The organism is Streptomyces sp. NPDC107454 (genome assembly GCF_055582885.1).
In genome coordinates, this window is record NZ_JBVJPA010000039.1 from 1 (window position 1) to 13,310 (window position 13,310).

Sequence of the window (13,310 nt, forward strand, 5' to 3'; positions counted from 1 at the left end):
GTCGTCTCCGGCGACGAGGACGCCGTCCTCGCCGTAGCGGACCACTGGTCCGAACTCGGCCGCAGGACCAAGCGGTTGACGGTGAGTCATGCCTTTCACTCGCACCGGGTGGAGCCGATGCTCGCCGACTTCGCGCGCGTCCTCGACACCGTTGCCTTCGCCGCGCCCGGCATCCCGGTCGTGTCCACCGTGACCGGGGCCGCCGAGGACATGGGCACGCCCGGGTACTGGCTGCGCAACGCGCGGGAGGCCGTACGGTACGCCGACGGTGTCGCCGCGCTGCGGGCCGCCGGGGTCACCACCCTCGTCGAGGTCGGTCCGGACGGTGTGCTCGCCGCGCTGACCGAAGGGGCCGTGCCCTTGCTGCGCAAGGGCAGGCCCGAGGCGCTCGCGCTGGTCGACGGGCTCGCCCGGTCCGGCGTGGCCGTCGACTGGCCGGCCTTCTTCGCCGGCGCCGGGGCGCGCCGGGTCGACCTGCCGACGTACCCGTTCCAGCGCACCCGCTTCTGGCCGGAGACCCCCGAGCGGCCGTCGGCCGACCCCGTCGCGTCGTGGCGCTACCGCGTGCGCTGGGAACAGGTCGACGGCCTGGCCGACAAGCCCCTGCTCGGCCGCTGGGTGGTCGCCGTCCCCGCCGCCCGCGCGGATCACCCGCTCGTACGGGCCTCACTGCGCGGCCTCGCCGAACGGGGCGTGGACGCCCTCGAGTTGGTCGTACCCGAGGCTCCCGAGCGGGCCCGGCTCGCCGAGCAGGTCGCGGGCCCGGTGGACGGTGTCCTGTCGCTGCTCGCGCTCGGCGGGGACGGCACCGCCGCCACCCTCGTGCTCGCGCAGGCGCTGGGTGACGCCGACACGTCCGCACCGCTGTGGTGCGTGACCGCCGACGCCATGGGCGTGGCCGAAGGCGATGTCGCCGACCCGGCGCAGGCGCAGGTCTGGGGCCTCGGCCGGGTGCTGTGCCTGGAGGCGCCGCACCGCTGGGGCGGCCTGGTCGACATGCCCGCCGACCCGGACGCTCACGCCGTCGGCCTGCTGTGCGACGTGCTCGCCGGGATCGAGGGCGAGGACCAGGTGTCCGTGCGCGCCACGGGCGTCCTCGGCCGCAGGCTCGTCCGCGCGACCGCCCCCGCACCCGAGGGATGGCGTCCCACCGGCACCGTCCTCGTCACCGGCGGCACGGGCGCCCTGGGCGGGCACGTGGCCCGCTGGGCGGCCCGCTCGGGCGCCGACCGCGTCGTCCTGGTGAGCAGGCGCGGACCGGCCGCCGAGGGCACCGCTGAGTTGGTGGCGGAGCTGACCGCGCTCGGCACGCAGGCCGTGGCCGAGGCCTGCGACGCGGCCGACCGCACCGCGCTCGGCGCGCTGCTCGACCGGATCGCCGCCGACGGACCGCCGTTGACGGCGGTCGTGCACACGGCGGGTGTCCTGGACGACGGCGTGCACGACTCCCTGACCCCGCAGCGTCTTGCCACGGTGCTGCGCGCCAAGGCCGACGCCGCGACCGCGCTGCACGAGCTGACAGAGCGTCTGCCCCTGGACGCGTTCGTGCTGTTCGGCGCGCTCGGGGGTGTCGTCGGCGGCGCGGGCCAGGCGAACTACGCCGCGGCCAACGCCCACCTCGACGCCCTCGCCGAGCGCCGCAGGACCGCGGGCCTGCCCGCCACCTCGGTGGCGTGGGGCGCGTGGGCGGGCGGCGGCATGGCCGACGCGGACGAGGTACGCAGGCGCCTCGACCGCGACGGCCTGCGCTCCATGGACCCCGAGCGGGCCATCGAGGCGCTCAGCCGGGAGATCGCCGGCGGCGACCCGGCCGTGGTCCTCGCGGACGTGGACTGGGCGCGGCTCGCGCCCTCCCTGCACGCCGTAAGGCCCAGCCCGCTGATCTCCGGCATCCCCGAGGCCCACCGGGCCGTCACGCCGGGTGCGGGGGCGGCCCCCGCCGAGGCGGAGCTGCGGCAGCGCGTCGCGGGCCTGTCGGCCGCCGAACGCGGGCGGGTCGTCCTCGACCTCGTCCGTACCTCGGTCGCCGCCGTACTCGGGCACCGGGACGCGGCGGCAGTCGACACCGAACGCGGTTTCCTCGACCTCGGGTTCGACTCGCTCACCGCGGTGGAGCTGCGCAACCGGCTGACCCGGGCCACCGGGCTCACGCTGCCGCTCACGCTGGTCTTCGACCACCCCACAGGGGACGAACTGGCCGCGCACCTCGCGGCCGGGCTCGCGCCCGCGGAGACGGCGCCGTCGGTGGCCGACCTCGACCGGTTCGCCGCGCTCGACCCGGCCGGGGCGGACGAGTCGACCCGCGCGAAGGTCACCGCCGAGCTGCGCCGCCTGCTGGGCGAGTGGACGCCGGTGACCGCCGGTTCCTCGGCCGCCGCCGACCAGCTGAGCACGGCATCCGCCGACGAGATCTTCGATTTCATCCAAAACGAGCTCGGGAAGTCCTGAACGTGGAGAACGAGAGCAAGCTGCTCGACCACCTGCGGTGGGTCACGGGCGAGTTGACCCAGGCGCGCCAGACGCTGCGCGAGACGGCCGAACGCGCCGCCGAACCCGTCGCGGTGGTCGGCGCGGGCTGCCGCTTCCCCGGCGGCGTCGCATCCCCCGAGGACCTGTGGCGGCTGCTCGCGGACGGCCGTGACGCGCTGTCCCCGTTCCCGGACGACCGGGGCTGGGACGTGGAGGGCCTGTACCACCCGGACCCGGAGCACGCGGGGACGTCGTACGTGCGTGAGGGCGGGTTCCTCGACGGCGCGGCCGAGTTCGACGCGGGGTTCTTCGGGATCTCGCCGCGCGAGGCGCTCGCGATGGACCCGCAGCAGCGGCTCGCTCTGGAGACCGCGTGGGAGGCCGTCGAGCGCGCCGGGATCGACCCCAAGTCGCTGCGCGGCAAGGACGTCGGCGTCTTCCTCGGCACCAACGGCCAGGACTACATTTCCGCCGCGCGGCCCGTCCTCGACCGCGTCGAGGGGTACGCCGGCACGGGGAACGCGGCCAGCGTCCTGTCCGGACGCCTCGCCTACGTCCTCGGGCTCCAGGGCCCGGCGGTCACCGTCGACACGGCCTGTTCGGCGTCGCTCGTGGCGCTGCACCTCGCGATGCGGTCCCTGCGGTCGGGGGAGTGCGCGATGGCGCTCGCGGGCGGTGTGACGGTCATGTCCTCGCCCGCCACGTTCGTGGAGTTCTCCCGCCAGCGCGGCCTCGCGCCCGACGGCCGGTGCAAGCCGTTCGCGGCCGCCGCCGACGGCACCGGCTGGGGCGAGGGCGCGGGCGTCCTCCTCCTCGAGCGGCTCTCCGACGCCCGCCGCCTCGGCCACCCGGTCCTCGCCGTGCTGCGCGGCTCGGCCGTCAACCAGGACGGCGCGAGCAGCGGCCTCACCGCCCCGAACGGCCCGGCACAGCAGCGGGTCATCAAGGCGGCGCTCGCCGACGCCCGGCTCTCGCCCTCCGACGTGGACCTCGTCGAGGCGCACGGTACGGGCACGGTCCTCGGCGACCCGATCGAGGCGCAGGCGCTGCTCGCCGCGTACGGCGCCGACCGGGCCGAGCCGCTGTGGCTGGGCTCGGTGAAGTCCAACCTCGGCCACACGCAGGCCGCGGCGGGTGTCGCCGGCGTGCTCAAGGCCGTACTCGCGCTGCGCCACGGCGTGTTGCCGAAGACCCTGCACGTGGACGCCCCCACGCCGAAGGTCGAGTGGTCGGCGGGCAACGTGCGGCTGCTCGCGGAGGCCCGCGCCTGGCCCGCGGGCGACCGTCCGCGTCGGGCCGGTGTGTCCGCGTTCGGCGTCAGCGGCACCAACGCGCACGTCATCGTGGAGGAGGCGCCCGCCGCCGAGCCCGAGCCGGAGCGCGCTGACGCGGCCGGGCCGGTGCCGTGGGCGCTGTCCGGCCGCACCGAGGACGCCCTGCGCGGCCAGGCCGCCGCGCTCCTCGCGCACCTGGCCGAGCGGCCCACCGCCGAGCCGCGCGACATCGCCCTCGCCCTGGCCACCACCCGGTCCTCCTTCGAGCACCGCGCCGTCGTCGTCGGCGCGGACCGGGCGGAGCTGCTGCGCGGTACCGCCGCCTTGGCTGCCGGGAACCCCGCTGCGGGCGTCGTCCGCGGCCTCGCGGGTGGACCCGGACGGGTCGCCTTCGTCTTCCCCGGGCAGGGGGCGCAGTGGGTCGGCATGGCCCTCGAACTGGCCGCCTCCTCGCCCGAGTTCGCCCACCGCCTCGACGAGTGCGCCGCCGCGCTCGCCCCGCACGTGGACTGGTCGCTGCGCGAGGTCCTCGCCGACCCGGCCGCGCTGGAGAACGTCGACGTCGTCCAGCCCGCCCTGTGGGCCGTGATGGTGTCCCTCGCCGCGCTCTGGCGCGCCCACGGCGTCGAGCCCGCGGCCGTCGTCGGCCACTCGCAGGGCGAGATCGCCGCCGCCTGCGTCGCGGGCGCGCTGTCCCTGGAGGACGCCGCCCTGCTGGTCACCGCCCGCGCGCGGGCCCTGCGCGCGGTCGCGGGCCGGGGCGGCATGGTGGCGCTGCCGCTCGCCCAGGACGCCGCGCGCGAGCTGCTGGCGCCGTGGGGCGAGCGGCTGTCGGTGGCCGCGGTCAACGGCCCCGCCGCCACCGTTGTGTCCGGCGACGCCGCGGCCCTGGACGAACTGATGGCCGCGGCCGAACGCGACGGCCTGCGGGCCCGGCGGATTCCCGTCGACTACGCGTCGCACTCCGCCCAGGTCGAGGCCGTACGCGCCGAGGTCCTCGCCGCCACCGCCGCGATCCGGCCGCGCGCCGCCGACGTCGCGTTCGTGTCGTCGGTGACCGGCGGGTTCCTCGACACGACCGGTCTCGACGCCGCGTACTGGTTCCGCAACCTGCGGGAGCCGGTCCGCTTCGACACCGCCACGCGCACGCTCCTCGACGCGGGCTTCGGTACGTTCGTCGAGGTCAGCCCGCACCCCGTGCTCACCGCCGCCGTGCAGGAGGCCGACGACAAGGTCCTCGCCTTCGGCTCCCTGCGCCGTGACGCCGGGGGCCCCGCCACGTTCCTCGCCTCGCTCGCCGAGGCCGCGGTACGGGGCGTGCCGGTCGACTGGACGGCCGCGTTGCCCGATGCGCGCCCGGTGCCGCTTCCGACGTGCGCCTTCCAGCGCGAGCGCTACTGGCTCGACGTACCCACCCAGGACCAGGGCGGTGACGCGGAGTTCTGGACCGCCGTGCGCGGCTCGGCCGACGACCTCGCCGCCGCGCTCGGCGCGGGCGACACCGACCGGGAGCCGCTCGCCGCCGTCCACCCGCTCCTCGCCGCCTGGCACGAGCGGCACGCGGACGAGACCGCCGTCGACTCGTGGCGCTACCGCGTCGACTGGACTCCCCTGACCGTCTCCGGCACCCCGGCCGGCCGCTGGCTCGCCGTGCTCCCCGAGGGCGACGCCTGGGCCGACACCGTGGCCACCGCCCTGTCCGCCCGCATGGACCTCGTCCGTACGACGGCCGAACTGCCGGCCGGCGTGGGTGACCTGGCCGGCTACGCGGGCGTCCTGCTTCTGGTCGCGCCCGGCGATCCCGAGCCGCTTCCCGGGGTACTCGCCCTGGTGCAGGCACTCGACGGCGTTCCGCTGTGGTGCGTGACCAGCGGCGCGGTCGCCGTCGGGCCCTCCGACGCTGTGGGGGACCCGGCGACGGCGCAGGTCTGGGGGCTCGGCCGGGTGGCCGCGCTGGAGCGGCCCCGGGCCTGGGGCGGCCTCGTCGACCTGCCCGCCGAGGTCGACGGACGCGTGGCCGACCGGCTCGCGGCCGTCCTAGCCGGCGACGAGGACCAGGTGGCCGTCCGCGCGTCCGGCGCGTTCGGCAGGAGGCTGCGCCGCGCCCCGGGCGGCCCCGTCGGCGCCGAGTGGCGACCCGAGGGGACCGTCCTGGTCACCGGCGGCACCGGCGGCCTCGGCGCGCAGGTCGCCCGCTGGCTCGCCGGCGCGGGCGCCGAGCGGCTCGTGCTCACGAACCGGCGCGGCCCCGACGCGCCCGGCGCCTGGGACCTCGCCGCCGAACTCACCGCGCTGGGCGCGGCGGTCGACGTCGTCGCCTGCGACGCCGCCGACCGTGACGCGCTGGCCCGGTTGCTCGCCGAGCACCCCGTCACCGCCGTCTTCCACCTCGCGGGCATCGAGCGGTACAAGGCGCTCGCCGACGTGACCCCGGCCGACCTCGCCGAGGTCGCAGCCGCCAAGGTCGCGGGCGCACGCCACCTCGACGAGCTGACCCGCGATCAGGAGCTTTCGGCCTTCGTGCTCTTCACCTCGGGCGCGGGCGTCTGGGGCAGCAGCGGCCAGGCCGCGTACGCCGCCGCCAACGCCCACCTCGACGCGCTGGCGCTGCGGCGCCGCGCCGAGGGGCTGCCCGCCACCGCCGTGGCCTGGGGCCACTGGGGCGGCGCCGGCATGTCCGAAGGACCCGCACGCGAGCAGATGGCCCGCTGGGGCCTGCCGGCCATGGCGCCCGAGCGCGCCGTCGCGGCGCTGCGCGGGGCCCTCGGCCGGGACGAGACCGTTCTGGCCGTCGCGGACATCGACTGGCCGGTCTTCGCCTCGACATTCACCGTGGCCCGCCGCAGCCCCCTCCTCGCCGGCCTGCCGGAGGCCGCCGAGCCCGCCGCGCCCGAGCCGGCGCAGGACGGCCCCGTACCGCTCGACCGGGCGGGGCTCCTCGAGCTGGTGCTCGGTGAGACCGGGGCCGTACTGGGCCACGCGTCGGCCGCGTCGCTCCCCGAGGGCCGTGCGTTCCAGGAGCTGGGCTTCGACTCCCTGACCGCCGTCGAGCTGCGCAATCGCCTGCGCGACGCGACCGGTCTGAAGCTGCCCGTCACGCTCGTCTTCGACCACCCCACGCCCGAGGCGCTCGTCGACCACCTCCTCGACCAGCTGCCCGGCGCCGGCGCCGGCACCGTCGCCGCCGAGCCGGTCGCCCGGACCGCCGTCGAGGACGACCCGGTCGTCATCGTCGGCATGGCCTGCCGCTTCCCCGGCGGCGTCGACTCGCCCGAGCGGCTGTGGGAGCTGGTGCTCCAGGGCCGCGACGCGATGGGCGGCTTCCCGGCCGACCGAGGATGGGACGTCACCGACGCGGGATACGCGAAGGTCGGCGCCTTCCTCGACTCCGCGGGCGCCTTCGACGCCGGGTTCTTCGGCATCAGCCCCCGCGAGGCCGTCGGCATGGACCCGCAGCAGCGGCTCCTGCTGGAGACCGCGTGGGAGGTCCTGGAGAACGCGGGCATCGACCCCCGCTCGGTGCGGGGGAGCAGGACCGGTGTGTTCGTCGGCTACGGCGGCCAGGACTACCTGACCAGCCTCTACGGCACGCCCGACGAGCTGCAGGGCCATCTGCTCACCGGCACGTCCGGCAGCGTGGTCTCCGGCCGACTCGCCTACGTACTGGGCCTGGAGGGCCCCGCGGTCACCCTCGACACCGCCTGCTCGTCGTCGCTCGTGGCCCTCCACTGGGCCGCCGCCGCGCTGCGCTCCGGCGAGTGCGACCTCGCCCTCGCCGGCGGCGTCACCGTGATGGCCACCCCCGGCGTCTTCGTCGAGTTCGGGCGGCAGGGCGGCCTGGCCGCCGACGGGCGCTGCAAGGCGTTCGCCGACGCCGCCGACGGCACCGGCTGGGGCGAGGGCGTGGGCCTGCTGCTCGTCGAGCGGCTGTCCGACGCACGCCGCAGGGGCCACGAGGTCCTTGCCGTGCTGCGCGGCTCCGCCGTCAACTCCGACGGCGCCTCCAACGGGCTGACCGCGCCCAACGGCCCGTCGCAGCAGCGCGTCATCCGCGCCGCCCTGACGGGCGCCGGCCTCGCGCCGTCCGACGTCGACGCCGTGGAGGCCCACGGCACCGGCACCGCCCTCGGCGATCCCATCGAGGCCCAGGCGCTGCAGGCGGCGTACGGGCAGGACCGGGACCGTCCGCTGCTGATCGGCTCGGTGAAGTCCAACCTCGGCCACACGCAGGCCGCGTCCGGCGCCGCCGGCGTCATCAAGACCGTGCTCGCGCTCCGGCACGGCACCCTGCCCGCCACTCTGCACGTCGACCGCCCCTCCACGGCCGTCGACTGGACCAGGGGAGCCGTCTCCGTCCTCACGGAAGAGACGCCGTGGCCCGAGACGGGCGCGCCGCGCCGCGCGGGCGTGTCCTCGTTCGGAGTCAGCGGCACCAACGCGCACGTCATCCTCGAACAGGCCCCGCCCGTCGAGGACCTCACGCCCGCCGCGCCCGCCGCGCCCGCCGGGGACGTCCCGTGGGTGGTGTCCGGCCGGTCGCCCGAAGCGGCGCTCGCCCAGGTCGAGCGGCTGCGCGCACACGTCGCCGCGCACCCGGACGCCGACCCGGTGGCGGTCGCCCGTGCGCTCGCCACCACCCGACCCGCCTTCGAGTACCGCCTCGCCGCCGCCGGTTCCGGCTCCGACGGCCTGCTCGCAGGACTCACCGGATCCCGGCCCGTCGCCGCCCGCCAGGGGCGTACGGCGTTCCTGTGCACCGGCCAGGGCGCGCAGCGCGTGGGCATGGGCGCCGACCTCTACACCGCCCACCCCGCCTACGCGGACGCGTTCGACGCGGTCTGCGCGGAGTTCGACCGTCTGCTCGACCGCCCGCTGCGCGACCTGGTCCTGAGCGGCCCGGCCGAGGTGCTCGACCGCACGGAGTACGCGCAACCCGCGCTGTTCGCCGTCGAGTTCGCGCTCGCCGCGCTGCTGCGCTCCTGGGGCGTCGTCCCCGACCTGCTCGCAGGACACTCGCTCGGCGAGATCACCGCCGCGACCCTGGCGGGCGTGCTCACGCTGCCCGACGCGGCGGTGCTCGTGGCCGCGCGCGGGAAGCTGATGGGCGCGCTGCCCGAGGGCGACGCGATGATCGCCGTGGAGGCGACCGAGGAGCGGGTGCGGCCCTTGCTGAGCGACGAGGTCGCCCTCGCCGCCGTCAACGGACCGCGTTCGCTCGTCCTGTCCGGCGCCGAGGCCGCAGTCTCCGAGGCGGCCGCGCAGCTGGCCGCCGAGGGCAGCCGGACCAGGCGCCTGCGCGTCTCGCACGCCTTCCACTCGCCCCTGATGGAGCCGATGCTGGCGGAGTTCCGTTCGGTCGTGGCGGGCCTTGAGTTCCGTACGCCGACGGTGCCCGTGGTCTCCGCGCTGACCGGTCGCCCGCTGACCGCCGACGAGGTCCGCTCGCCCGACCACTGGGCGCGGCACGTGCGGGAGACCGTGCGGTTCCACGACGCGGTGCTCGGTCTGCGCGCGGCGGGCGCCGTCCGCCACCTGGAGATCGGCCCGGACGGCGTCCTCACCGCGATGGCACAGGGCACCCTGGCCGAGCCCGACACCTCCTCCGCCGTCGGGGTCGACGGTGCCGGCGAGGAGCGCGAGCCGCTGACCGTGGCGCTGCTGCGCGCCGACCGCCCCGACACGGCCGCGCTCACCGACGCGCTGGCCCGCGCCCACGCCGACGGTCTCCCGCTCGACTGGGCCGCGTACTTCGCCGACCGGGGCGGCGCGCGCGTCGCCCTGCCGACGTACGCCTTCCAGCGCGAGCACTACTGGCTGCCCGCCGCTCCCGCCGCGGACCTCCGGAGCGCGGGCCTGTCCGCCGCCGGGCACCCGCTGCTGGCCGCCGCGGTCGACCTGCCGGACGGCGGCGCCGTGCTCACCGGGCGGCTGTCCCCGTCGGTGCGGCCCTGGCTGGCCGAACACGTCGTGCGCGGCACCGTGCTGCTGCCCGGCACGGCCCTGCTGGAGCTCGCGCTCGCCGCCGCCGACCGGACCGGCGCGGGCGGTGTGGAGGAGCTGACGCTCGAAGCGCCGCTCGCCCTGCCCGTGGACGGTGCGGTGGAGGTACGCGTCACCGTCGGCGCCGCCGAGGACGACGGCCGCCGGTCGGTCGCCCTGCACGCGCGCACCGACGGGGACTGGACCCGCCACGCCACCGGCGTGCTGGGCGAGGTGCCCGAGGCCGGGCCTGTGGCGGGGGAGTGGCCGCCCGTCGGTGCCGAGCCCGCCGATGTCGCCGCGATGTACGCGGGTCTCACCGACGCCGGCTTCGGCTACGGGCCCGCGTTCCAGGGCCTGCGCGCGGCGTGGCGACGCGGCGAGGGCCCGGCGGCCGAGGTGTTCGCCGAGGTCGAGCTGCCCGCCGGGGTCGCCGACGCGGACCGCTGCGCGGTGCACCCGGCCCTGCTCGACGCCGCCCTGCACGCCATCGGTGTCGGCGGCCTGATCACCGACCCCGCGCACGGCGGCCTGCCGTTCGCGTGGACCGGCGTGCGGGTGTCCGCCCGTGGCACCCGGGCCGTCCGCGCCCGCCTCTCCCGTACGGGTGACGCAGGCGCCCTCGCGGTGGAACTGTCCGACGCCGACGGTCTGCCGGTGGCCGCGATCGGTTCGCTGCGCCTGCGGCCCGCAGCGGCGCCCGCCGTGCCCGACGCGCTCTTCGAGACCCACTGGGTGCCCGTCGAGCCCACCGGTACCCCGGCCCGCCGCTTCGCCCTGACCGGCACTGCGGCAGGCACGTCGACGGACGTCACCATCCTCGTGGACGGACTGCGGACCGCGGGAGCCGAGGTCGGCGCCCAGGCGCCCGACACCGTGCTCCTCCCGGTCACGACGGGCCCCGGTGCCGAACCCGTGGCCGAGACGCACCGGGTGACGGCCGAAGTCCTCGCGGTCCTGCGGGACTTCCTCGCCGACGAAGGGGCCGGCGCTCGGCTCGCCGTGGTCACGCGCGGCGCCGTCGCCGTCTCCGCCGACGAGCCCGCCGACATCGCCGCGCGCGCCGCGTGGGGTCTCGTGCGGTCCGCCCAGGCGGAACACCCCGACCGGATCGTCCTCGCCGACCTCGACGGCACCCCCGAGTCGGCGCGCGCCCTCGCGGGCGCCCTGGCCTGCGGGGAACCCCAGGTCGCCGTCCGGGCGGGCGCGGTCTCCGCGCCGAGGCTCGTACGCGCGGGCTCCGACGCGATCGTCCTGCCCGCCGACGGGTGGCGCCTGGCGCCCGGTGCGAACGGCACGGTCGACGCTCTGACCGCCGCCCCCTGCCCCGAACCGCCGCTCGCTGCGGGCGAGGTACGGGTCGCCGTCCGGGCCACCGGCGTGACCTTCCGCGACGTGCTCACCGTGCTCGGCCTCTACCCGGGCGACCCCCAGCCGCTCGGTGTCGAGGCGGCGGGCGTGGTCACCGAGGTCGGGCCGGGCGTGGACGACCTGGCCCCGGGCGACCGGGTGTTCGGCCTGCTGCCCGGGTCGATGGGCTCCTCCTGCGTGGCCGACCGGCGACTCGTCGTGCCGGTCCCCGCCGGGTGGGGCTTCGCCGAGGCGGCCGCCGTGCCGTCGGCGTTCCTCACCGCCTGGTTCGGCCTGCGCGATGTCGCCGGCGTACGACCCGGGGACCGGGTGCTCGTCCACGCCGCCGCGGGCGGAGTGGGCATGGCCGCCACCCAACTCGCCACGCTCTGGGGCGCGGAGGTCTTTGGCACCGCGAGCCCCGGCAAGCACGACGTGCTGCGCGCCGCCGGTCTGGCGGACGACCACATCGCCTCCTCGCGTACGACCGACTTCGCCGAGCGGTTCAAGGCGGCGACCGGCGGGCGCGGGGTGGACGTCGTACTCAACTCGCTCGCGGGCGAGTTCGTGGACGCGTCCCTGAGCCTGCTCGCGCCCGGCGGCCGGTTCGCGGAACTGGGCAAGACCGACATCCGTACTGGCCTCGACGTGTCCTACCGGGCCTTCGACCTGGTGGACGCGGGCCCCGACCGCATCCAGGAGATCCTGGCCGAGGTCGTCGAGCTGTTCACGGCCGGCACCCTGACGCCGCTGCCGGTCCGTCACCTGCCCGTCGGCCGCGCCAAGGAGGCCTTCCGGCTGATGGCGCAGGCCCGCCACGTCGGCAAGGTCGTGCTCACCACCGCTCCCCACGGCGACGGCACCGTCCTGGTCACCGGCGGCACCGGCACCCTCGGCGGGCTCGTGGCGCGGCACCTCGTCGCCGAGCACGGCGTACGGAACCTCGTGCTGACCGGCCGGCGGGGCGCGACCGCCCCCGGCGCCACCGAGCTGGCGGCCGACCTGACCGCCCTGGGCGCCGACGTACGGGTGGCGGCCTGCGACGTGGGCGACAGGGACGCGCTCGCCGCCCTCCTCGCGGACGTCGAGCCGCCGCTGACGGCCGTGGTGCACGCGGCGGGCGTCCTCGACGACGGCGTGGTGGGATCGCTCACTCCCGAGCGGCTCTCCGCCGTGCTGCGGCCGAAGGCGGACGCCGCGTGGCATCTGCACGAGCTGACCCGTACGGCGGACCTCTCCGCGTTCGTCCTCTTCTCGTCGGCCGCGGGTACCTTCGGCGGCCCCGGCCAGGCCAACTACGCCGCCGCCAACACCGCCCTCGACGCGCTCGCCGAACACCGCAGGGCACTCGGACTGCCCGCCGTCTCCCTGGCGTGGGGTCCGTGGGCCGCCGAGAGCACCATGACCGGCGGTCTGGGCGACGGCGACCGCGCGCGGATGTCCCGGGGCGGGATCCGTCCGCTGGCCTCCGACGAGGCGCTGGCGCTCCTCGACGCCGCCTGCCGCACCGGGTCCGGCGCGCTCGCCGCGATCCGCCTCGACACCGCGGCGCTGCTCCGGCAGGCGGGCCCCCTGCCCGCCCTCCTCGGCGGCCTGGTCCGCCCGCCCGCCCGGGCGCCGCGCACCGACGCGGCCGCACTGCCCGCGCGGCTGGCCGGACTCGGCGAGGAGCAGCGACGGCGAGCGGTGCTCGACGTCGTCCGCGGCCACGCGGCGGCGGTGCTCGGCCACGCCCGGGCCTCGGCCGTGGACAGCACCCGCGGATTCCTCGACGCGGGCTTCGACTCGCTCACCGCCGTCGAACTGCGCAACCGGCTCAAGGACGCCACCGGCCTGCGGCTCGCCGCGACCGTGGTGTTCGACCACCCGACCCCGGACACCCTGGCCCGGCACATCCTGGCGGAACTCGCGGTGCCGCCGCAGGCCGACCGGACACCGGCGGGCGCGGGTCCGGGTACCGATGGAGGCGCGGCCGACGGCGACCCGGACGGCGCGGTGCGCCGCGCCATCGCGGCCATCCCGCTCGACCGGCTCCGATCGGCCGGACTCCTGGACGAGTTGGCCCGTCTCGCGGGAGTCGCGGTGCCGCCGCCGTCCCGCCCGGCCGACCCGGACGGCACGCAGGGCGGCGGCACGCAGGACGACCCCGCCGGGCTCCTGGACTCGCTGGACTCCATGGGCATCGACGACCTGCTCAAGATCGCGAACGGCAATCAGCTCCGCAGGGATTGAGGGACA

1 protein-coding gene and 1 pseudogene are annotated in these 13,310 nt (G+C 77.1%); both read left to right on the plus strand.

The window, feature by feature from the left end:
• The coding region (locus ACZ69M_RS49950; RefSeq protein WP_470060355.1) for a type I polyketide synthase at nucleotides 1-2,448 on the plus strand (2,448 nt) is incomplete at its 5' end.
• Nucleotides 2,449-2,459: 11 nt separating this feature from the next.
• Nucleotides 2,460-13,304: pseudogene (locus ACZ69M_RS49955) on the plus strand (type I polyketide synthase); the annotation flags it as partial.
• Nucleotides 13,305-13,310: the final 6 nt, after the last annotated feature.